The organism is Escherichia sp. Lx600-2 (genome assembly GCF_036662595.1).
GTDB lineage: Bacteria > Pseudomonadota > Gammaproteobacteria > Enterobacterales > Enterobacteriaceae > Escherichia > Escherichia coli.
The window spans coordinates 20,075-43,214 of record NZ_JAYQWM010000011.1 but is presented as its reverse complement, the minus strand read 5'-3'; the positions used below and the strand labels follow the sequence as shown (position 1 = coordinate 43,214).

At 52.7% G+C, this 23,140-nt stretch carries 18 protein-coding genes, 4 tRNA genes and 1 pseudogene; 5 read left to right on the top strand and 18 right to left on the bottom strand.

The window, feature by feature from the left end:
* Positions 1 to 54: 54 nt before the first annotated feature.
* The 5 genes from hemC to aslA all read left to right on the top strand — a co-directional run bounded on the left by hemC (position 55) and on the right by aslA (position 6,487).
* The gene (hemC, locus tag OQV04_RS06300) at positions 55 to 996 is read left to right on the top strand and encodes a hydroxymethylbilane synthase (protein ID WP_032281912.1); all 942 of its coding nucleotides are present in this window, start codon (positions 55 to 57) and stop codon (positions 994 to 996) included.
* Positions 993 to 1,733: a uroporphyrinogen-III synthase gene (gene hemD, locus OQV04_RS06295; protein WP_000026051.1), complete on the top strand. Its 741-nt coding sequence runs from the start codon at positions 993 to 995 to the stop codon at positions 1,731 to 1,733. Before hemC ends, hemD begins: the two co-directional genes overlap by 4 nt.
* Before the next feature lie 21 nt (positions 1,734 to 1,754).
* Positions 1,755 to 2,954: a uroporphyrinogen-III C-methyltransferase gene (gene hemX, locus OQV04_RS06290; protein ID WP_000139064.1), complete on the top strand. Its 1,200-nt coding sequence runs from the start codon at positions 1,755 to 1,757 to the stop codon at positions 2,952 to 2,954.
* A 2-nt stretch (positions 2,955 to 2,956) separates the two neighbouring features.
* Positions 2,957 to 4,153 (top strand): protoheme IX biogenesis protein HemY, encoded by a 1,197-nt coding sequence (gene hemY / locus OQV04_RS06285; protein WP_032281910.1) that lies wholly within the window; start codon positions 2,957 to 2,959, stop codon positions 4,151 to 4,153.
* 678 nt (positions 4,154 to 4,831) lie between these two features.
* Complete coding sequence (gene aslA, locus OQV04_RS06280) at positions 4,832 to 6,487, top strand: arylsulfatase AslA (protein WP_000395856.1); 1,656 nt, start codon at positions 4,832 to 4,834, stop codon at positions 6,485 to 6,487.
* A 167-nt stretch (positions 6,488 to 6,654) separates the two neighbouring features.
* Here the strand turns inward: aslA and OQV04_RS06275 are convergent.
* The 18 genes and pseudogenes from OQV04_RS06275 to wecA all read right to left on the bottom strand — a co-directional run bounded on the left by OQV04_RS06275 (position 6,655) and on the right by wecA (position 22,932).
* Positions 6,655 to 7,890: pseudogene (locus OQV04_RS06275) on the bottom strand (anaerobic sulfatase maturase).
* 146 nt (positions 7,891 to 8,036) lie between these two features.
* Positions 8,037 to 8,113 (bottom strand) — tRNA-Pro (locus tag OQV04_RS06270).
* A 42-nt stretch (positions 8,114 to 8,155) separates the two neighbouring features.
* Positions 8,156 to 8,242 (bottom strand) — tRNA-Leu (locus tag OQV04_RS06265).
* Positions 8,243 to 8,262: 20 nt separating this feature from the next.
* Positions 8,263 to 8,338, bottom strand: a tRNA-His gene (locus OQV04_RS06260).
* A gap of 58 nt (positions 8,339 to 8,396) precedes the next feature.
* Positions 8,397 to 8,473 (bottom strand) — tRNA-Arg (locus OQV04_RS06255).
* A 102-nt stretch (positions 8,474 to 8,575) separates the two neighbouring features.
* The gene (thrP, locus tag OQV04_RS06250) at positions 8,576 to 9,961 is read right to left on the bottom strand and encodes a bifunctional threonine/serine APC transporter ThrP (protein ID WP_000774731.1); all 1,386 of its coding nucleotides are present in this window, start codon (positions 9,959 to 9,961) and stop codon (positions 8,576 to 8,578) included.
* 190 nt (positions 9,962 to 10,151) lie between these two features.
* On the bottom strand, positions 10,152 to 10,892 hold the full coding sequence (gene wecG / locus OQV04_RS06245) for a lipopolysaccharide N-acetylmannosaminouronosyltransferase (RefSeq protein WP_001064038.1): 741 nt from the start codon (positions 10,890 to 10,892) through the stop codon (positions 10,152 to 10,154).
* A gap of 2 nt (positions 10,893 to 10,894) precedes the next feature.
* A complete protein-coding gene (gene wzyE, locus OQV04_RS06240) occupies positions 10,895 to 12,247 on the bottom strand; it encodes an ECA oligosaccharide polymerase (RefSeq protein WP_000055132.1) in 1,353 nt (450 codons plus the stop codon).
* Positions 12,244 to 13,323, bottom strand: coding sequence for a TDP-N-acetylfucosamine:lipid II N-acetylfucosaminyltransferase (gene rffT / locus OQV04_RS06235; RefSeq protein WP_032281907.1), 1,080 nt, complete (start codon positions 13,321 to 13,323; stop codon positions 12,244 to 12,246). The genes wzyE and rffT overlap by 4 nt, the downstream gene beginning before the upstream one ends.
* The gene (gene wzxE / locus OQV04_RS06230; protein WP_000050265.1) at positions 13,320 to 14,570 is read right to left on the bottom strand and encodes a lipid III flippase WzxE; all 1,251 of its coding nucleotides are present in this window, start codon (positions 14,568 to 14,570) and stop codon (positions 13,320 to 13,322) included. Before wzxE ends, rffT begins: the two co-directional genes overlap by 4 nt.
* 1 nt (position 14,571) lies before the next feature.
* Complete coding sequence (gene rffA / locus OQV04_RS06225) at positions 14,572 to 15,702, bottom strand: dTDP-4-amino-4,6-dideoxygalactose transaminase (protein WP_000612071.1); 1,131 nt, start codon at positions 15,700 to 15,702, stop codon at positions 14,572 to 14,574.
* A 4-nt stretch (positions 15,703 to 15,706) separates the two neighbouring features.
* Entirely contained in the window at positions 15,707 to 16,381 is a 675-nt protein-coding gene (gene rffC, locus OQV04_RS06220) for a dTDP-4-amino-4,6-dideoxy-D-galactose acyltransferase (protein ID WP_001145183.1), read from the bottom strand.
* Positions 16,359 to 17,240, bottom strand: a complete 882-nt coding sequence (gene rfbA, locus OQV04_RS06215; protein ID WP_000676056.1) for a glucose-1-phosphate thymidylyltransferase RfbA — start codon at positions 17,238 to 17,240, stop codon at positions 16,359 to 16,361. Before rfbA ends, rffC begins: the two co-directional genes overlap by 23 nt.
* A gap of 18 nt (positions 17,241 to 17,258) precedes the next feature.
* Complete coding sequence (gene rffG / locus OQV04_RS06210; protein ID WP_001226600.1) at positions 17,259 to 18,326, bottom strand: dTDP-glucose 4,6-dehydratase; 1,068 nt, start codon at positions 18,324 to 18,326, stop codon at positions 17,259 to 17,261.
* Positions 18,326 to 19,588, bottom strand: coding sequence for a UDP-N-acetyl-D-mannosamine dehydrogenase (gene wecC / locus OQV04_RS06205; RefSeq protein WP_000006621.1), 1,263 nt, complete (start codon positions 19,586 to 19,588; stop codon positions 18,326 to 18,328). Before wecC ends, rffG begins: the two co-directional genes overlap by 1 nt.
* The gene (gene wecB / locus OQV04_RS06200; RefSeq protein WP_000866672.1) at positions 19,585 to 20,715 is read right to left on the bottom strand and encodes a non-hydrolyzing UDP-N-acetylglucosamine 2-epimerase; all 1,131 of its coding nucleotides are present in this window, start codon (positions 20,713 to 20,715) and stop codon (positions 19,585 to 19,587) included. The genes wecC and wecB overlap by 4 nt, the downstream gene beginning before the upstream one ends.
* A 55-nt stretch (positions 20,716 to 20,770) precedes the next feature.
* On the bottom strand, positions 20,771 to 21,817 hold the full coding sequence (gene wzzE, locus OQV04_RS06195; protein ID WP_001295256.1) for an ECA polysaccharide chain length modulation protein: 1,047 nt from the start codon (positions 21,815 to 21,817) through the stop codon (positions 20,771 to 20,773).
* 11 nt (positions 21,818 to 21,828) lie between these two features.
* Positions 21,829 to 22,932 carry a UDP-N-acetylglucosamine--undecaprenyl-phosphate N-acetylglucosaminephosphotransferase gene (wecA, locus tag OQV04_RS06190; RefSeq protein WP_032281906.1) on the bottom strand — a complete coding sequence of 368 codons (1,104 nt, stop codon included), beginning with the start codon at positions 22,930 to 22,932 and terminating at the stop codon, positions 21,829 to 21,831.
* Between the last annotated feature and the right edge of the window lie 208 nt (positions 22,933 to 23,140).

Here is a 23,140-nt window from a genome sequence, read left to right as displayed (position 1 = left end):
TCGCTCTGGCAAGGATGTTAGGATGGACCACGGATGATAATGACGGTAACAAGCATGTTAGACAATGTTTTAAGAATTGCCACACGCCAAAGCCCACTTGCACTCTGGCAGGCACACTATGTCAAAGACAAGTTGATGGCGAGCCATCCGGGCCTGGTCGTTGAACTGGTACCGATGGTGACGCGCGGCGATGTGATTCTTGATACGCCGCTGGCGAAAGTAGGCGGAAAAGGCTTATTTGTTAAAGAGCTGGAAGTCGCGCTCCTCGAAAATCGCGCCGATATCGCCGTACATTCAATGAAAGATGTGCCGGTTGAATTCCCGCAAGGTCTGGGGCTGGTCACTATTTGCGAGCGTGAAGATCCTCGCGATGCCTTTGTGTCCAATAACTATGACAGTCTGGATGCGTTACCGGCAGGCAGTATCGTCGGGACGTCCAGTTTACGTCGCCAGTGCCAACTGGCTGAACGCCGCCCGGATCTGATTATCCGCTCCCTGCGCGGCAACGTCGGCACTCGCCTGAGCAAACTGGATAACGGCGAATACGATGCCATCATTCTTGCCGTAGCCGGACTAAAACGTTTAGGTCTGGAGTCACGTATTCGCGCCGCGTTGCCACCCGAGATTTCTCTTCCGGCGGTAGGGCAAGGTGCGGTGGGCATTGAATGCCGCCTTGATGATGCACACACTCGCGAGCTGCTCGCCGCGCTGAATCACCACGAAACTGCACTGCGCGTTACCGCCGAACGCGCCATGAATACCCGTCTCGAAGGCGGATGTCAGGTGCCAATTGGTAGCTACGCCGAGCTTATTGATGGCGAAATCTGGCTGCGTGCGCTGGTCGGCGCGCCGGACGGCTCGCAGATTATTCGCGGTGAACGCCGCGGTGCGCCGCAAGATGCCGAACAAATGGGGATTTCGCTGGCAGAAGAGCTACTGAATAACGGCGCGCGCGAGATCCTCGCTGAAGTCTATAACGGAGACGCCCCGGCATGAGTATCCTGGTCACCCGCCCGTCTCCCGCTGGAGAAGAGTTAGTGAGCCGTCTGCGCACACTGGGGCAGGTGGCCTGGCATTTTCCGCTGATTGAGTTTTCTCCGGGTCAACAATTACCGCAACTTGCTGATCAACTGGCAGCGCTGGGGGAGAGCGATCTGTTGTTTGCCCTCTCGCAACACGCGGTTGCTTTTGCCCAATCACAGCTACATCAGCAAGATCGTAAATGGCCCCGACTACCTAATTATTTCGCCATTGGACGCACCACCGCACTGGCACTACATACCGTAAGCGGACAGAAGATTCTCTACCCGCAGGATCGGGAAATCAGCGAAGTCTTGCTACAATTACCTGAATTACAAAATATTGCGGGCAAACGTGCGCTGATATTACGTGGCAATGGCGGTCGTGAGCTAATTGGGGATACCCTGACGGCGCGCGGTGCTGAGGTCACTTTTTGTGAATGTTATCAACGATGCGCAATCCATTACGATGGTGCAGAAGAAGCGATGCGCTGGCAATCCCGCGAGGTGACGACGGTCGTTGTTACCAGCGGTGAAATGTTGCAGCAACTCTGGTCGCTGATCCCACAATGGTATCGTGAGCACTGGTTACTACACTGTCGACTATTGGTCGTCAGTGAGCGTTTGGCGAAACTCGCCCGGGAACTGGGCTGGCAAGACATTAAGGTCGCCGATAACGCTGACAACGATGCGCTTTTACGGGCATTACAATAACTCTCATAACAGGAAGCCATAATGACGGAACAAGAAAAAACCTCCGCCGTGGTTGAAGAGACCAGGGAGGCCGTGGACACCACGTCACAACCTGTCGCAACAGAAAAAAAGAGTAAGAACAATACCGCATTGATTCTCAGCGCGGTGGCTATCGCTATTGCTCTGGCGGCGGGCGTCGGTTTGTATGGCTGGGGTAAACAACAGGCCGTCAATCAGACCGCCACCAGCGATGCCCTGGCTAACCAACTGACGGCATTGCAAAAAGCCCAGGAGAGCCAAAAAGCCGAGCTGGAAGGCATTATTAAGCAACAAGCTGCACAGCTTAAGCAGGCGAATCGTCAGCAAGAAACGCTGGCAAAACAGTTGGATGAAGTCCAACAAAAGGTCGCCACCATTTCCGGCAGCGATGCTAAAACCTGGCTGCTGGCTCAGGCCGATTTTCTGGTGAAACTCGCCGGACGGAAGCTGTGGAGCGATCAGGACGTCACGACCGCTGCAGCGTTGCTGAAAAGTGCAGACGCCAGCCTGGCGGATATGAATGACCCGAGTCTGATTACCGTTCGTCGGGCTATTACCGATGATATCGCCAGCCTTTCTGCAGTATCGCAGGTGGATTATGACGGCATCATCCTTAAGCTTAATCAGCTTTCAAATCAGGTAGATAACCTGCGTCTGGCCGATAATGACAGCGATGGTTCGCCGATGGATTCCGACGGTGAAGAGCTTTCCAGTTCCATCAGCGAATGGCGTATCAATCTGCAAAAAAGCTGGCAGAACTTTATGGACAACTTCATTACGATTCGCCGTCGTGATGACACCGCCGTACCGCTGTTAGCGCCAAATCAGGATATCTATCTGCGCGAAAATATTCGCTCTCGCCTGCTGGTCGCAGCACAAGCTGTACCGCGTCACCAGCAAGAGACTTATCGCCAGGCGCTGGAGAACGTCTCCACCTGGGTACGTGCTTACTACGATACTGATGATGCCACCACCAAAGCGTTCCTCGACGAGGTGGACCAGTTAAGCCAGCAAAATATCTCGATGGATCTTCCGGAAACCCTGCAAAGCCAGGCGATGCTGGAAAAACTGATGCAGACTCGCGTGCGTAACCTGCTGGCACAACCGGCAGCGGGGACAACGGAAGCTAAACCTGCACCTGCACCTGCACCTGCACCTGCACCGCAAGCTGATACTCCGGCAGCCGCGCCGCAAGGAGAATAACCATGCTAAAAGTGTTATTGCTCTTTGTGTTGCTGATTGCGGGGATCGTGGTTGGCCCGATGATTGCCGGTCATCAGGGTTATGTGCTGATCCAGACCGACAACTACAATATCGAAACCAGCGTCACGGGCCTGGCGATCATATTGATTCTGGCGATGGTAGTGCTGTTTGCCATTGAGTGGCTACTGCGGCGGATCTTCCGCACTGGCGCGCACACCCGTGGGTGGTTTGTCGGGCGTAAGCGTCGCCGTGCACGTAAGCAGACCGAACAGGCGCTGCTGAAACTGGCGGAAGGCGATTATCAGCAAGTTGAAAAGCTGATGGCGAAAAATGCCGATCACGCTGAACAACCGGTGGTGAACTATCTACTGGCTGCCGAAGCCGCGCAACAACGTGGTGATGAAGCGCGCGCCAACCAACATCTGGAACGCGCAGCGGAGCTGGCCGGCAATGACACCATTCCGGTAGAAATCACCCGTGTACGTCTGCAACTGGCCCGTAATGAAAACCATGCTGCACGCCACGGCGTGGATAAGCTGCTGGAAGTTACGCCACGCCATCCGGAAGTATTACGTCTGGCGGAACAGGCGTATATCCGCACAGGTGCATGGAGTTCGCTGCTGGATATTATCCCATCAATGGCGAAAGCCCATGTTGGTGATGAAGAACATCGTGCAATGCTGGAACAACAGGCATGGATTGGCCTGATGGATCAGGCGCGTGCCGATAACGGTAGCGAAGGTTTGCGTAACTGGTGGAAAAACCAAAGCCGGAAAACGCGTCATCAGGTAGCGTTGCAGGTGGCAATGGCGGAACATCTTATTGAATGTGACGATCATGATACTGCCCAGCAAATTATCATCGATGGCCTGAAACGCCAGTACGACGATCGCCTACTGCTGCCGATTCCTCGACTGAAAACAAACAATCTGGAACAGCTGGAAAAAGTGCTGCGCCAGCAAATCAAAAACGTCGGCGATCGCCCGCTGTTGTGGAGCACACTGGGCCAGTCACTGATGAAGCACGGAGAATGGCAGGAAGCATCGCTCGCCTTCCGCGCAGCGCTGAAACAACGTCCGGACGCCTACGATTACGCATGGCTTGCCGACGCGCTGGACAGACTGCACAAGCCGGAAGAAGCCACAGCGATGCGTCGCGACGGTTTGATGTTAACGTTGCAGAATAACCCGCCACAGTAGTTCCTTCTCACCCGGAGGCAAGCACCTCCGGGGCCTTCCTGACACATAAAAAAACGCCTGCTCTTATTACGGAGCAGGCGTTAAAACAGGTCTGTATGACAACAAGTGGGTGCTTCACTCAACGTTGTGTCCATGGTGTCTGATGAGGCATAAGCGACATCTGTCAGTGGACGATAAGCACCGTAAACGGCTCTGCGTCATTCCGGAGTTTATGAGGCACTAAGGCGAACATAAGAGATGGAATGAGCATCTACTCGTTTATTATGCCACAGAGAATCGGGAAATAACATCCCTTAACACTTGTTATGAGATAATTCTGTAATCCTCTTGGCTTCCTGAGTAATAACTTTCTGAGTGAATATTTACCCTGAGCTTGATTCTACACATACTTATTATGAATGATAAAATTCATTCAATTAATAACACATATATTAATTGCCGTTAAAACTAAAAACAGCATCAATAATCAACGCGATATAATAAACCTGCCTTACATATCAACTGCGCCAGAGGTAGGATTGAAAACGCTCTCCTGATTTTTAAATTAATTTCTTGGATAAATAAATAATTTATTTTTATCACTATTATTTATGTAATCATCCTGTCAGGGAGAGGGAGCTCAATTATCAATGCTTAATTACGTCATCATTTTGTTGACATGAAACCGGAGCATTTTGCATGGAATTTTCGTTTTCACCCAAACTTCTTGTTGTTGCTGTCGCCGCCGCTCTTCCTCTCATGGCCAGCGCAGCAGATACCCCGTCAACTGCCACCGCACGCAAAGGCTTTGCCGGATACGATCACCCAAACCAGTATCTGGTTAAACCGGCGACCACTATTGCCGACAACATGATGCCAGTAATGCAGCATCCGGCGCAGGATAAAGAAACCCAGCAGAAGCTGGCAGAACTTGAAAAAAAAACCGGTAAGAAACCGAATGTGGTTGTTTTCTTGCTGGACGATGTGGGCTGGATGGACGTCGGTTTTAACGGTGGCGGCGTGGCGGTGGGTAACCCTACACCAGATATCGACGCCGTTGCCAGCCAGGGGCTGATTTTAACTTCGGCGTATTCTCAACCAAGCTCTTCCCCAACCCGCGCCACCATTCTCACCGGACAATACTCCATCCACCACGGCATTCTGATGCCGCCAATGTACGGGCAACCGGGCGGGCTGCAAGGGTTAACCACGCTGCCGCAGTTGCTGCACGATCAGGGCTACGTCACTCAGGCCATCGGGAAATGGCATATGGGGGAAAACAAAGAGTCGCAGCCGCAGAACGTTGGCTTTGATGATTTCCGTGGCTTTAACTCGGTGTCTGATATGTACACCGAATGGCGCGACGTTCACGTAAACCCGGAAGTGGCCCTGAGTCCGGACCGTTCTGAATACATCAAGCAATTACCATTTAGCAAAGATGACGTTCATGCGGTGCGCGGCGGCGAACAACAGGCCATTGCCGACATTACGCCGAAATATATGGAAGATCTGGATCAACGCTGGATGGAATATGGCGTTAAGTTCCTCGACAAGATGGCGAAGAGTGATAAGCCTTTCTTCCTCTATTACGGCACTCGCGGCTGTCACTTCGATAACTACCCGAACGCCAAATATGCGGGTAGCTCTCCGGCACGCACCTCGTATGGCGACTGCATGGTGGAAATGAACGATGTGTTCGCTAATCTGTATAAAGCACTGGAGAAAAACGGTCAGCTTGATAACACGCTGATTGTCTTTACCTCCGATAACGGACCGGAAGCCGAAGTACCGCCGCACGGACGCACACCGTTCCGTGGTGCGAAAGGATCTACCTGGGAAGGCGGCGTTCGCGTACCGACTTTCGTTTACTGGAAAGGCATGATCCAACCGCGTAAATCTGACGGTATTGTTGATCTGGCAGATCTCTTCCCAACAGCACTGGATCTGGCGGGGCATCCTGGTGCGAAAGTGGCGAATTTAGTGCCGAAAACCACCTTTATCGATGGTGTGGACCAGACATCTTTCTTCCTGGGAACAAATGGTCAGTCTAACCGTAAGGCCGAGCACTACTTCCTCAACGGTAAACTCGCTGCTGTGCGTATGGATGAGTTCAAGTATCACGTCCTGATTCAGCAACCTTACGCTTATACCCAGAGCGGATATCAGGGTGGATTCACCGGCACAGTAATGCAAACGGCGGGATCGTCGGTGTTTAACCTCTACACCGATCCGCAGGAAAGCGACTCCATCGGCGTGCGCCATATTCCGATGGGTGTACCGCTACAGACCGAAATGCACGCGTATATGGAGATCCTGAAAAAGTATCCACCACGCGCGCAGATTAAATCTGATTAAGCCGGCGCTATCGCTGAGATCTGCCTTTGCCGGATGCGATGCTGACGCATCTTATCCAGCCTACAGAACGCTGCAATTTATTGAATTTGCACGATCATGTAGGCCGGATAAGGCGTTTACGCCGCATCCGGCAATCAACCGCAGGCGACCACAAAATGGCCGCTTTTTTACTTACTCACCACCAGCAAATGCGCCTGCATAATGTCGCTGGCCGGGCGACCGTGCGCCAGCAAATCAGCCATTGCTTTAAGATATGGCGGTAGATGGCGGAAATAACGCTGATACCCGGCACACAAATAATTCAGTCCCGGTTTGCCGCTGGCATCGAGCATGAAGCGGTGTTTCGGGCAGCCTCCCCAACATGCTTTTAACACGTTACAACTGCGACACTGCGCCGGTAATTGCTTAAATTTATCTTCACCAAACACCTGCTGTTGCGGGGAATCGATCATTTCTGCAATTGTTTGCTGGTGCATATTCCCCAGTCGATATTGCGGATAAACATAGTGATCGCAGGCGTAAACGTCGCCATTGTGCTCAACAATCACCGAGCGCCCACAGGTTGGCTGATGATGGCAAACCGCACCCGGCGCACCGACAAAATTGGCAAACGCCCATTCGATATTCATCACGAAAATCTTGCCGACGTCGCGTTTAATCCAGTGGTCGAATATCGCCACCAGAAATTCACCGAACTCCTCGGGGCGCACAGACCATTCCGTCAGTTCCCCCTGAATATCACCAGGCGCATGTAGTTTCAGTCCTTCGCGGGCAGCCGTTTCATCAGCCAGGCGCTCGACCACCGGAATAAACTGGATGAATTCCACTCCCGCATCGCACAAAAAATCATATACCTGCAACGGTTGCTGCGCGCTGGTGCGATTAACGCAGACCAGCACGTTATAGTCGACATGATGTTTTTGCAGCAGCGTCAGGGCACGCATCACCAGTTTATGCGTGGGTCTGCCGCCTTTGGTCACGCGATATTGATTGTGGATCTCAGCCGGACCATCCAGCGATAACCCAACAAGAAAATGATTTTCTGCCAGAAATGCACACCATTCATCATCGAGCAGCACGCCGTTAGTCTGGAAGCTGTTACTTATCTTCCTGCCAGCACCATATTTCGCCTGTAGCGCTACGGCACGGCGGTAAAACTCCAGCCCGAGTAGCGTTGGTTCGCCGCCCTGCTAGGTAAAAGCCACTTCGTTTTGCGGTTCGCTGGCAGCGATATAGTGACGGACATACGCTTCCAGCGTGTCATCGTCCATATGCGTGACTGGCTTTTCGCGGTAAAGGGATTGTTTTTCGAGATAAAAACAGTAGTCACAGTTCAGATTACAATCGGAACCGCTCGGTTTCGCCATCACATGAAAAGCACGCGTTGGAACCTGTTGCAGCATGGTCGCTCCTTGCCTGAAGTCATCCTTCAATACGTTAAGGGCGAAATCATACCGTGGGGCAATGAGTTATTACGGGCGTTTATTGCGAAGGGAGGGTGACGAAATGCACAGAAAACAAAAAACCCCGCCGAAGCGGGGTTCAAAATTGGTCGGCGAGAGAGGATTCGAACCTCCGACCCACTGGTCCCAAACCAGTTGCGCTACCAAGCTGCGCTACTCGCCGAAATACTGCTTTTTGAATTTTTAGTTCAATTCTTTAAAGTCGTGGTGCGAGGGGGGGGACTTGAACCCCCACGTCCGTAAGGACACTAACACCTGAAGCTAGCGCGTCTACCAATTCCGCCACCTTCGCATTGTCACAACTTCTAATAATGGGGTGGCTAATGGGATTCGAACCCACGACAACTGGAATCACAATCCAGGGCTCTACCAACTGAGCTATAGCCACCACTACAAATCTTGTTACGCGGTATTACTACCACCGCAGCTCAAGCGCCGGGACTAAATGGCGCGCCCGACAGGATTCGAACCTGAGACCTCTGCCTCCGGAGGGCAGCGCTCTATCCAGCTGAGCTACGGGCGCTTAGCGCCGTTGCGGGGGTGGATAATACGGACTTCCCACCCCTCTGTCTAGTCCCTTTTTAAATAAATTGCGCGTTTGGTTACGGTTTGTGCGTTTTGCTGCTTATTCCTCCAGTTTATGCGCTTTCCCGTGGCGATTAAGGCCAAAAACTTTATAAATCGCCGTCACCGCCAGCATAAAGATGATGCCAACAAACAGCGACATACGCGTATCTTCATTAAAGTACATGCCGATCAAAACGCAAATCAGGAATGCCATTGTTACGTAGTTGGCCCACGGGAACAGGATTGAGCGGAACGGATGGCTGGCAATCGCCGCTTTATGTGCACGCCGAAAACGCAGCTGGCTTATCAATATCACAAACCATGGCACCATCCCCGGAAGCACGCTGGCACTGTAGACGTAGACAAACACACGCTGCGGATTGGGAATGATGTAGTTCAGGCATGAGCCAATTAGCAGAATAGCAATAGATACTGCCACACCCGCAACTGGTACGCCGTGACGGGAAACTTTCGCCATCGCCGCCGGTAACTGACGGTTTTTCGCCAGTGCGTAGAGCATACGTCCGCAACTGTACATGCCGCTGTTACAGCCAGAGAGCGCAGCCGTCAGCACCACAAAGTTGATAATGCCCGCCGCTGCGGTAATACCGATTTTGGCAAAAGTCAGTACGAACGGGCTGCCGTTGCTGCCTATTTCATTCCACGGGAAGATGGTGACGATAACGAAAATCGCGCCAACGTAGAAAATCAGGATTCGCCACAGCACCTTGCCTACGGCACTGCGCAGCGTCACCTGCGGATTCTTCGCTTCACCGGCAGTAATGCCAATCAGCTCCACGCCCTGGTAGGACGCCACCACAATACACAATGCCGTCAGGAACCCTTTCCAGCCACCAGCAAAGAACCCCCCGTGCTCTGTGAGATTGCTAAAACCAATCGACTGCCCGCCATTGCCAAAGCCAAAGAAAATCACGCCCAGGCCAATGACAATCATCACGATAATCGTGGTGACTTTGATCATCGCGAACCAGAACTCGATTTCGCCGTACAACCGCACCGCCGCCAGATTCGCCAACGCCACCAGCGCCACTGCGATCAATGCGGGTATCCACTGCGCCATCTCCGGGAACCAGAACTGGACATAAACGCCAATGGCGGTGATTTCAGAGATCCCCACGGCCATCCACATAAACCAGTAAGACCAGGCGGTGAGATAGCCAAAGAACGGGCTCATATAACGATGCGCATAAACGGCGAACGAACCGGTAACCGGTTCGAGGAACAACATTTCGCCCATTGAACGCATGATGAAAAAGACGAACAGCCCGGCGATGATATAGGCCAACAATACGGATGGCCCGGCCCATTTCAGGGTACTGGCGGCCCCCATAAACAGGCCGACGCCAATGGTGCCCCCCAGGGCGATGAGTTCGATATGTCGAGCTTCCAGCCCACGCTGTAGCTCTGGTTTGTTATCTGCCATAAATCCTCGTGTTGTGTTTGCATGCTTTCCGGTGTTACCGGTTATCGTTATGGGTACATCGAGTGTTGCGAATGTTTTCGTAATTCAGGCGAAATGGCAAATAAAGCATTAAAAATTTGAATGCTTTGTGTAATAAAAAGACAGGCAGGCGATGAAGTGACCACTCCGTCGCTTTACAAAGAGAGGAAAATCAGAGGTTGCCGGTGTAATGCCAGCGTAAATAACGCAGCAAACGAAGCTGACGCTTAATGCGGCTCGGCTGCGAAAGCAGGCGGTAGAGCCACTCCAGTCCCAGCGTTTGCCAGATTTTCGGTGCGCGTTTTACGTGACCGGTGAAAACATCGTAAGTCCCGCCAACGCCCATATACAGCGCATCTGGATGCACCAGACGGCAGTCGCGCATGAAGATCTCCTGCTTTGGCGATCCCATCGCAACGGTGACGATTTGCGCTCCGCTGGCATGAATGCGTTCAAACAGCGCCTGACGCTGCTCGGGTTTAAAATAACCATCCTGACTGCCAACGATATTCACATTCCATTGGTTGCGCAGTTTAGCTTCAGTTTGCGCCAGCACTTCAGGTTTACCGCCCACAAGAAATACCGGCGTCCCTTCTTTGCCTGCGCGCGCCATCAGCTCTTCCCAGAGATCGGCACCGGCAACGCGGGAAACCTGCGCCTGCGGGTACTTTTTACGTACTGAACGTACAACGCTGATGCCATCCGCATATTTAAATTCGGCAGCGTTAATTAACTCCCTGACCTCGGCGTTATCTTCAATGGTCAGCATTTTTTCAGCATTAATGGCAACCAGCGTTCCCTGCTTAAGCTGCCCGTCAGCAAACAGATAATCGAGGGCGTGCTGCATATCACGCCAACCAATCAACTGTAAGCCACGCAGCGTATAGGTCGGTGCCGTGGTGTTGTTATTCATTGTTATCCTTCAACCTGCGTCCGGAGCGATGATTTTGTACGTTTATGAATGAGTCCGGCGCTTTCAAAAAGCCAGTACAACAGTTTTGCGATCATCAGACATGCGCCGAAGACCACGATAAAAAAGACTACGCGTGAGACAAACGAATCCAGCCCTTCACGTGCCAGCACGATCATATTGAAGATCGCCCCAAAGCAGAAACTGTGCAATATCGCAGCCTTATAGCGATTAGTCTCGCGGTTGCCCAGCTCATACAGCCAGTCGAACCATTTGATGATCAGTCCAACCACAATCGCCCCGAGCGGGATGAACAACGCGCCGCCCATCACCACCAGTGAGCCTATAAGCGTAGGCGAGATCGCCAGTCCGGAGTGGTTATTCAGCACTTCCCAGGTAAAGTAGTTGGCGGAGTTCAGCACCATACTCGGGCGACCCGGCCACAGCCAGGAAGGGATAAAGACATAGAAATCGCGGACAATTGGAGCCAGGCCCTGGAAGTCGATGTTGTCGTAGTTCTGCAACAGCAACGCCAGATTCTCCCACGGCGAGAAGGTGTCGCGAGTGAGATAGAGAAACGTATAGAACGCTTCATCGCCGCTCACATTCATTCCATAGCGTTTTAGCGCCAGCCAGAACATGCCAACAATCCCCAGCACGCCCGCCGCCGCCAGCATCCACAACGAAATCCAGCCGCGAATAATGCCAATAAACAGGAAGATAGCGAATGCGATGATGATATTGGCGCGAGTGCCGCCGACAATCATATAAGTCAGCAAGCCAAAGGCGACCGTGCTGACGAGGAAAAACAGCCACGCTTTGCTGTCCTGGCGCAGAAAGTAGACCACCAGCATCGCCGGGATGAAAAAGTAAAAGAAGCGTTTTAACGCCACGCCGGAGACTTCACTGGAAAAGATCTGACTGTAGGAGTTAAGCCGGAACAGCAAAAAGCCGTTGTGCATGAAGAAGATGCCGACGCTTACCAGCGCGATACCCATCAGGATCACCCACGTAAGATTGGTCTCCACGCGATTCATGGTAAACAGCGGACGGCGCGGTACATCAGCAACGCGTTTGCGTAGGCGGGTTTTGTAGGTGACATAGTAAACCGCGTAGAAGCAGCCCGCAGAAAGCAACGCCTGCAACAAGATTTCTGGCGGCGCGACACCAACATCAAAGCGAAATACCAGCACGCTGGTCAGCGGGAAGCCGAAGAAAAAGGTGAGCAAAAACAGCAATGAAAAGAAGACATTGAAGTTAAAGCGCACACGGCGAAACTCAAACCAGGTCAGCGTGGCAATAAACAGCGTGCAGAGCAGCCAGACCACAAACAGGCCACTGAATTGCAGCAGACTCATGCGACCTCCCCGGCGGCAATCGCCAACGCCCGCTGCCAGCCTTGTAGATAGTTAGGGCTAAAGAAGGCAATGGTGTTTTTATCCACCGACGCCAACTGGCGCTGCGCTTCACGCACAATATCCTCGTTGAGATCGTCGGTAGTAAACAGCACCGGCAAATGCTGTTCCGTCATATCCTGCCAGAACGGATTTTCCCGGTTAAGCACACAAGGAATACCCGCCTGAATCAGTAAGCACAGCGTACCAATGCCCTGCTGGCGGGCAAAAATAAAGTAACCAAGATCGCACTGACGAAGTAGCGTGAGATAGGCGTCAAATTCCAGTTTTTCACTCAGAACTTGCAGATTTTCTTCGCTGAATAACTCCAGCCCCGCCTGACGAACTTCCTCGATGTACGCTTCGTTATTAGGCGGATATCCCATCGGCACCACCACTTTTACCGTATCGCCAAATTGCTGATGAACGGCGCGCAAGGCAGCAATATGCTCATTGCTGCGGTCGCCGGAGTTCCCCACCAGAATGGTCATTTTCCCTTCACGTTGCCGATCGTTCGCCATCGTATTGAGAGAAGGATCCATCCGCGTCGGGAAGTACAGCAGTTCGCCCCGCACCTTTGGATGCGTTTTGGCAAAAAAGCTCAAATCACCGCGGGTGGCAAATACACAGCCGACTCGCTTTTGCGCCAGGCGACGTAGCGGGTAAAAAAGCTTATATCTCAAGCCACTGGAAAGCTCATACAGATCTGCCCCCCAGATATGCCAGAAAAACTGGCGGGACTTAATGCCACCACTCAGCAAAGCCAGCCACAGTTTGGGATTGAACTGACCGTGGAAGAAAAAACGCTGCTGACGGTTAGCTTTTGCTTTCGCGATGACCGCTTCCGCCAGCGATTTTTTCCCAGGGAAAAATTGCACAGAAAGCGCCGGACAGCTATCACTTAAGCCGTCGTCCTTGCCAACAACCATAAACTCGCGCGCGTGCTCGCTCGTCGCGGCCAGCGCGTCATTGAAAAACCGCAAAACGGTTCGGTTATGGTGAGGGATATCCGATCCCAGTACGTGAATCAGTACAGTCATGCCCGCCTACGCCAGAGTAAAAACACGCCACAACAAAGAGAAAAATAGACGATATAGGTTGCCATATAGGCCTGCGCCGCGCCCAGTGCACCATGTGCAGGGATTAGCCAGTGGGCAAATACCATCAATAAAGTGAACTGGCTGACTTCCGCCAGAATATAAAACCGCAGTGAAGCTTTGGCGATCACCAGATAACCAAAGACATAAGCGCCCACTTTTAACACATCACCCACTAACTGCCAGGCAAAGAGATCGCGCATAGCGGTAAATTTATTCGACAACAGCAGCCAGATAGCAAAATCACGCAGCAACCAGACGGTAAAACTCGCCGCCGCCACTGCCGGTAAGACGAATTTCAGCGATTTAACCACTTCCCGGGTGATATCGCGCTTTTCCGTTAGCCGCGACAACGTGGGCAGCAAATATACGCTGAACGATGCCGTAATAAATTGCAGGTAGGCATCGGAAATACTGCTCACCCCTTGCCAGATCCCCACCTCATCCCAGCTATACTGCGCCGCCAGCAGTTTACGCATCATGATGTAAGCAACAGGCAAGGTCACCGACGTAATCAACGCCATGAGCGTAAATTTGCTCAACTGCCCTGCCAAACCGTTATCCCAGCTGGGTTTCAGATAGCTTAACGGGATGACACCACGTTTGATCAACATGATGGCGGCAGGAATCACCACCAGCGCGGGAATCAGCGCCAGACCCAGCAACGCCCCTTCATAACCGCCCAAACGGTAACTGACGTAGTACGCGAGAACGCCAATCAAGCTGCCGACAATCAGCGATAACGCATTACCTGCGGCATCGCGAAAGCCTTTCATCAGCGCCAGTAACAGGTTGCCCCAGGCAATCCCCATTTGCACCAGCGCCACTAAACGCACCAGCCCCTGATAGTCGGTATTACCAAACAATCCCTGGCTGATTGGCGCAGCTGCCAGCACAAAAACCAGCGCCATCAGCGTAGAGAAACCAAGTACCATCGCTGATGAAGTGCCGACCACGCGGCGCAGCTGTTGCGGATTATCATGGTACTGGGCAACGTATTTGGTTACACCGTTAAAGATGCCAGCCCCGGCAAGCACGCCGAGCACGGTAATCAACTGGCGGAAATTTGCCGCCAGCCCAAGCCCCGCCGGACCAAATGACACCGCCAGCAACTTACCGACCAGTAACCCGGCACCAATCTTGACCAGTGTACTGGCCGCCGTCCACAAGGACGCTTTTGCCAACGACATATCAGGAGAAGTAGTTCAACAAAGTCGCAATTACCGTACGCTGATTGACGGGCGACAGGTTGTAGAACAGCGGCAGGCGCAGCAGGCGCTCGCTCTCTTTGGTGGTGTAGCGATCTTCACCGTGGAACTCACCAAAGCGTTCCCCCGCAGGGCAACCGTGCAGCGGAATGTAATGGAACACCGCCATGATTTCCGCTTCTTTCAGAAAGTTAATCAACGCGCTCCGGTCATCAATATCCCGCAGTTTAATGTAGAACATATGCGCGTTCTGCACGCAGCCATCGGGAATCGACGGCAGCTCGATACGCCCGGCTTTCGCCAGAGGCGCTAACGCATCGTAGTAGTTTTGCCACAGCGCCAGACGTTGCTGGTTGATACGATCCGCTGCTTCCAGTTGCGCCCACAGGTACGCAGCTTGCAGATCGGACATCAAATAGCTGGAGCCAATATCGCGCCAGGTATATTTATCGACCTGACCACGGAAGAACTGGCTGCGGTTAGTGCCTTTTTCACGGATGATCTCGGCTCGTTCGATTAACGCTTTATCGTTAATCAGCGTCGCGCCGCCTTCACCACCCGCCGTGTAGTTTTTGGTTTCATGGAAGCTAAAGCAGCCAATATGACCAATGGTTCCCAGTGCACGCCCTTTGTAAGTGGACATCACGCCCTGAGCAGCATCTTCCACCACAAACAGATTATGCTTTTTCGCCAACGCCATAATGGTGTCCATTTCGCAGGCCACACCCGCGTAATGGACCGGCACGATAACGCGCGTTTTGTCGGTGATCGCCGCTTCAATCAGCGTTTCGTCGATGTTCATGGTGTCCGGGCGAACATCCACAAAGACGATTTTCGCGCCACGCAGCACAAAGGCATTGGCGGTGGAGACAAAGGTGTAGCTCGGCATGATCACTTCATCGCCAGGCTGGATATCGAGCAGCAGCGCCGCCATCTCCAGCGAAGCGGTGCAGGACGGCGTCAGTAACACTTTGACGCTGCCAAAACGTTGCTCCAGCCACTGCTGGCAGCGACGGGTAAAACCGCCATCGCCACACAGTTTGCCGCTACCCATTGCCGACTGCATATAGTCGAGTTCGGTTCCCACCACCGGCGGTGCGTTAAATGGAATCATGTGATCACCTGTATAACCAGTACGCGGTGCTTTCTACATTCGCACCACTTTGTATGTATCGTTTAAGCGCGGCGGTGTTGCCCATTTGGGTCGCCACCCGCAAAGTTGTTTTACCGCGAGCATACGCCCAGTTTAGCGCCGTTTGCATCAGCTCAGCACCTGCACCGCGTCCAGCCAGCAGGCCTATTCGCGCATCTGTCGCATTGAGTTCCCGTAAAGAGACATAGCCGCGAATATCGCCGGACGCCGCACGTAAAATCAGACATTGATGATCAAAGGTGCCGCGCACGGCATTTTCAATCCACTGTGCATAAAAGCGACTGCTGGCGTCAGGCGCATACCACGGCGCACGAAAACGGCTTTGCGCAAATGCGGCGCTGGCTAACTGACGTAATGCGGGAATATCGGTCTCTTGTGCCACTACAGCACCGCTATCACTGGCATTGTTCACGGGTAGCGCCAAATCAACTTCACCTTCTACCAGGGAGAATCCCAGCTGTTGCAGGGCATCCAGTTCACCCGTATTTGATGCCGCAATTTTGGCCTGCACCCGTGACCACGGCGCTAACGCGTCTGGCGTCAGGAGCGGTGCTTCAGACGTAATGCGCACGATGGCGCTGTTAACACCAAAGAAGGCGTTTTCCCAAGTTAGTGGCTCAATACTGGCGCGGACGGGCACGAAGTAACTCCAGCAGATATTGGCCGTAGCCAGTTTTCGCTAATGAACTGGCAGCACGCTTCACACCCTCGTCATCGAGCCAGCCGTTACGCCAGGCGATCTCTTCCAGGCAGGCAATCTTAAAGCCCTGGCGTTTTTCCACCGTCTGTACAAAGGTGCTGGCTTCAATCAGGCTGTCGTGAGTGCCAGTGTCCAGCCAGGCAAATCCGCGCCCGAGCAGTTCAACGGTCAGGTTGCCCGCCTCGAGGTACATCTGGTTGATGGAGGTAATCTCCAGTTCACCACGCTCCGACGGCTTCACCTGCTTTGCGTACTCCACGACTTTACTGTCGTAGAAATAAAGCCCGGTCACCGCCCAGTTTGACTTCGGCTGTTTTGGCTTTTCTTCCAGCGAGATAGCGCGGAAATTGTCGTCAAACTCCACCACGCCAAAGCGTTCCGGGTCCATCACCTGATAGCCAAAAACCGTCGCCCCTTCCGTGCGCGCCGCAACATGACGCAGCTTCGGACTGAAGCCCTGACCGAAGAAGATGTTATCGCCCAGCACCAGACAAGAAGGTTCACCATTAAGGAAGGTTTCACCGATGATAAAGGCCTGCGCCAGACCGTCCGGGCTGGGCTGTTCGGCATATTCCAGCTGGATACCGAACTCACTACCATCGCCCAGCAGGCGCTGGAAATAACCTTTATCTTCCGGCGTAGTGATGATGAGAATTTCGCGGATACCGGCCAGCATCAGCACCGACAGCGGATAGTAAATCATTGGCTTATCGTAAATCGGCAACAGTTGCTTCGATACGCCGCGCGTAATCGGATGCAATCGGGTGCCGGAACCGCCCGCCAGGATAATACCTTTCATGTTTGCCTCCGCTGAAAATTAGCCTTTCAGACCTAAACGCTCGCCCTGATAGCTGCCGTCCTGCACCTGCTTCCACCAGCTTTCATTAGCCAGATACCACTGCACCGTTTTACGCATTCCACTTTCAAAGGTTTCCTGCGGCAGCCAGCCAAGTTCATGGGCAATTTTCGAAGCATCAATGGCATAACGCAGATCATGCCCCGGACGGTCAGCGACAAAGGTGATCAGGTCACGATAGTGCGCCACGCCGTGCGGCTTGTTCGGAGCCAGTTCTTCCAGCAGCTCGCAAATGGTTTCCACAACATCGAGATTCTTACGCTCGTTGTGACCACCAATATTATAGGTTTCACCGACTTTCCCGGTGGTCGCCACGCAATACAGCGCGCGGGCGTGATCTTCCACATACAGCCAGTCACGGATTTGCTGCCCGTTGCCATATACCGGCAGCGATTTACCCGCCAGCGCGTTGAGGATCATCAGCGGGATCAGTTTTTCCGGAAAGTGGTAAGGGCCGTAGTTATTCGAGCAGTTGGTGATAAGCGTCGGCAGACCATAGGTCCGCAGCCAGGCGCGCACCAGATGGTCGCTGCTGGCTTTTGACGCGGAATAAGGGCTGCTCGGCGCATACGGCGTGGTTTCGGTGAAGAAATCATCCGTCGAGTGCAGGTCACCATATACTTCGTCAGTGGAGATATGATGAAAACGGAACGCTGATTTTTTATCTTCCGTTAGCGCATTCCAGTAAGCCCGCGCCGCTTCAAGCAATGTATAAGTCCCGACAATGTTGGTTTCAATAAACGCTGCCGGGCCGTCAATAGAACGGTCAACATGGCTTTCGGCTGCCAGATGCATGACACAGTCTGGCTGATGCTCAGTGAATACGCGCGCCAGTTCTGCCCGATCGCAGATATCAACTTTCTCAAAGGCAAAGCGCTCGCTTTGCGCGACCGGTGCCAGCGACATCAGGTTTCCGGCGTAGGTCAGCTTATCGACCACTACCACCGCGTCGCTCGTTTCGTTGATGATATAACGCACCAGCGCCGAGCCAATAAACCCGGCACCACCTGTTATCAGAATTTTTCTCATCAGCGCCAGACTCCTTTGGCATCGACGACATACTGCTGATGGACATTGTCGCCATTGATAACTTTGAACTGACTATGATCGACCAGCATCACCAGCACGTCTGCCGTTGCCAGCGCCTCGTCAAGCTGCGCCAGAGTACAAAGCCCGGTCAGTTTTTTCGGCAACTGGTGGATGTTAGGCTCAACAACCAGAGTTTCGCCGCTATGCCACTGGGCGATCAGTTCAGCGATTTCCATCGCCGGGCTTTCGCGCAGGTCATCAATATTCGGTTTAAACGCCAGACCAAAGCAGGCGATTTTCAGTTCACTGGCGCGTTTATCGGTAGCCGCCAGGCAATCAGCCACCGCCGCTTTCACCTGATCGATAACCCAGAACGGTTTGTGATCGTTCACTTCGCGCGCGGTACGGATAAGCCGCGCCTGCTGGGGGTTCTGTGCCACGATAAACCACGGATCAACAGCAATGCAGTGACCGCCCACGCCAGGGCCAGGCTGAAGAATATTAACGCGAGGGTGACGATTCGCCAAGCGAATCAGTTCCCAGACGTTAATCCCCTGATCGGCACAAATCAGCGACAATTCATTAGCAAAAGCGATATTCACATCGCGGAAGCTGTTTTCGGTGAGCTTACACATTTCCGCCGTCCGCGAGTTAGTGACGACACACTCACCTTCGAGGAAAATTTTGTACAGTTCGCTGGCGCGGGCCGAACAAACCGGCGTCATACCACCAATCACGCGATCGTTTTTAATCAGCTCGACCATAACCTGGCCCGGTAACACGCGTTCCGGGCAGTAAGCAATGTTGACGTCCGCCTGCTCGCCCACCTGCTGTGGGAAAGTGAGATCCGGACGCATCTCTGCTAACCATTCTGCCATCTTCTCGGTTGACCCCACCGGCGAGGTGGATTCAAGGATCACCAGCGCGCCTTTTTTCAGCACTGGCGCAATGGAGCGAGCAGCCGATTCAACGTAGGTCATATCTGGCTCATGATCGCCTTTAAACGGCGTGGGTACAGCAATCAGCCAGGCATCCGCTTCAACTGGCGTCGTGCTCGCTCGTAAAAAACCGCCTTCTACGGCAGTTTTTACTACGCTCGCCAAATCAGGCTCGACGATATGGATTTCGCCACGATTGATGGTATCAACCGCGTGTTGGTTGATATCGACACCAATCACCTGTTTTTGCCGTGAGGCAAACGCTGCTGCTGTAGGCAGCCCGATGTAACCCAGTCCGATAACAGAAATGGTCGCAAAACTCATAGTGATATCCGATTATTTTTTAACGCTTCCAGAATGCGAGAGCATGCCTGACCATCACCATACGGGTTATGGGCGCGGCTCATAGTTTGATATTCGTTTTCGTCTTTTAAAAGACGCGTCACTTCCTCGACAATTCGCTGCTTATCCGTGCCTACCAGACGCACCGTACCCGCCGTCACCGCTTCCGGACGCTCAGTGGTATCGCGCATCACCAGCACCGGTTTCCCCAGCGAAGGCGCTTCTTCCTGAATGCCGCCTGAGTCGGTCAAAATCAGCCAGGCGTGGTTCATCAGCCAGACAAACGGTAAATACTCCTGGGGATCGATCAGAATGACATTTTTCACATGCCCCAGAATGCGATTGACCGGCTCTCTGACGTTCGGGTTGAGATGCACCGGATAGACAATCTGGATGTCCTGGTGCGTGGTGGCGATGTCTGCCAGCGCGTGGCAGATTTCTTCAAAGCCACGACCGAAGCTTTCACGCCTGTGACCGGTCACCAGAATCATCTTTTTATCGGGGTCGATAAACGGGTAATTTGCCGCAAGTTCTGAACGCAGCGTGTCGCTGCTCATCACCTGGTCACGCACCCATAACAGTGCATCAATGACTGTATTACCGGTAATGAAGATTCGGCTATCTGCAACGTTTTCACGCAGCAAGTTTTGCCGGGAAGTTTCGGTTGGAGAGAAATGATACATCGCCAGATGCCCGGTCAATGTACGGTTAGCCTCTTCCGGCCACGGCGAATAGAGATCGCCCGTGCGTAAACCAGCCTCAACGTGACCAACAGGAATACGCTGATAAAACGCCGCCAGGCTGGTTGCCAGCGTCGTCGTTGTGTCGCCGTGAACCAGCACGACGTCTGGTTTGAACTCGGCAAGAATAGGTTTTAGCCCTTCCAGAATCCGACAGGTTATCTCTGTCAGGCCCTGTCCTGGCTGCATTATGTTGAGATCGTAGTCAGGTACAATGGAAAAGAGTTTCAGCACCTGATCGAGCATCTCCCGATGCTGCGCAGTGACGCAAACTTTAGCCTCAAAAAAAGGATCTTTTGCCAACGCATGCACCAACGGAGCCATCTTGATGGCTTCCGGGCGCGTACCAAATACAGTCAGTACTTTCACATCGATTCTCTTCGAATAAGCGGCGAGCGCCTTTGCGCTCACCGCAGCAGTGTTGCTATTTCGAGCAACGGCGGGTTAATGCGACACCAGCCCCGATCAGCCCCCCGACAATGCCCCACATAATCATCAGGAAGGCACGACGTGGGCTATCGCGTTTTACCGGTTCTTCCGGCGTACGCAAATAGCGATAGGTCTGAAAACGCGGATCCAGGGTTGGACCAACATTCAGGGTGTTTAACATGGCCCGATTCTGATCATAGTCGAGATCAAAGGCCGGACCGACGGCCTGTAAATTTTCCAGTCGAGCCTGGAGCATTGGACGCCCAAGCAGGAACATTTCTGAATCAGGTAATTCCTCGGCAGGCACATCTGTCGCACTGCGCGAAATATTATGCTGCTCAGCAATTTTCAGCGCCTGCTCAATGCTGTTCATCCGGCGGTCGTAGATGGCTTTCGCCACCTCTTCCTGACGCTTCACCTGAGCTTTCATCTGGATGGTGCGTGCCGCCCATGCGCCTTTCAGCTCATCATTCAGATGGCTGGCTGCACGCTGGCTGGCAAAAGCAACATACTGACGTAACAGGTTATTAGCGTCAGGCGCGGTTTCGGCAATAAGCTTCACGCTGTCATTGACCGCGCGGGTAAAGTCTCCGGGGATAAACTGGATGTTGTTAATCATTTCATCCAGCAACGCCGCATCGGCTTTGCTGTTGCCCACCATCCGCTGCTTGTAATAGTCGGTTTGCAGCCAGAACTCTCTGCGGGTATCCCACGAGGCCAGTTGCATAACAAACTCTTTATAGGCTTCGTCCATGACCGATGGTTGGTCGGCAGAAGCCATGTTTGAACGGACATCCAGGTTACGCAAAAATTGCTGCTGCGAGTAATATCCCCCCAGCATATTCACCGTTGGACGATCGGTAATCGCCGTCGAGCTCCACTCCTGACGAGCAAAAAACGTATACGCCAGCGCGATTAACGCAAACGCCAGCCCCATGCCAATAATCCATAGCTTCCCAGCCCACAAGGTACGAAACAACCCACGAATATCCAGTTCATTTTCAGCGTCTTCGGCCGGTTTCCCAGGCATTGGTTGTGTCATCACATCCTCATTTATTTGGTTAAATTGGGGCTGCCACCACGATTTCTACGCAGTCTGCGTTTTACGCGCTTAATAAAGCGAGCAACTTTCCAGGCACGCTTAATGCAATATCCATAGAGGAAGAATGCTAGCAAAAAGAGCACCAGCATGACCCACTCCGGGACAAAATGAGAATATTCTGCCAGCACGCCAATGGAAGCGAGCAGTGCTGCGGCAAGGGTAATCAGCACAAACGCCTGACGGGAAGTAAACCCGGCACGCATGATCAAATGGTGAATATGCTGACGGTCAGGAGAGAATGGGCTCATGCCTTTACACAGGCGACGGTACATAATCGCCACCATATCCATTAGCGGAATGGCGGTTATCCACAAAGCGGTAACCGGGCTGATGGGATGGGTTTTGCCCTGGGTCGTTTCGAGCAGGATCCAGATAACGGTAAAACCAATCAGCGTACTGCCCGCATCACCCATAAAGACTTTGTAGCGGCGACCCAGGATACCAAGGTTAAGCATGATGTATGGCAGGATGGCGGCGATCATCGCAAAGCACCAGATTGCGAGGCTGGTTTGCCCGTCGAACCACAAAATCATACCGATTGCTGCAAACGAGACGCAGGACAACCCGCCCAGCAAGCCATCAATGCCATCAACCATGTTGAACGCATTAATGGCCGCCCAGACGGCAAATAGCGTCAGGAAGTAACCAAACGGTCCGAGCACCATCTCCCAGGAGCCAAAGATATAACCCAGGCTACTGAGATAAAGCTTGCCGAACACCATCATAACAATGCCAACAGCGGCCTGTATGGTGGCACGGATTTTTACGCTGATATCAAAACGGTCATCCAGCGCGCCAATGAAAACAAGCACACCGGCACAAGCGAGATAGAGAGATGCATGCGGAATATAGTAATCGACAATTCCGAACGTGAAGCAAATCCCTGCGTAAACCGAAATCCCCCCAACGAGAGGTATCAATCCCTGGTGACGTTTGCGGAAGTTTGGTTTATCCACTAAACCGACTTTTTTTGCCACCTTACGGGCAAAAAACAGAAACAGTGTCGTGAATAAAAAAATACTGATGAGATCAGTACTCACTGTCAGTAAATTCACAATGCATGCTCTCAGAGAAAATTATTAGCAGAAGTATAACCACGAAGACCTTTATTCAGAAGGGAAAGTCCGTTCCGAACCCACCAGCCCTATGCAAAAATTAACCATTTGATATGCAAGGTGCATAACATGCCAGCAAATTCCAGGAATTTTCCTAACATCGCCAGCGCGGCATTAAGATTACAGATATAAAAGCAAAACGCCACGT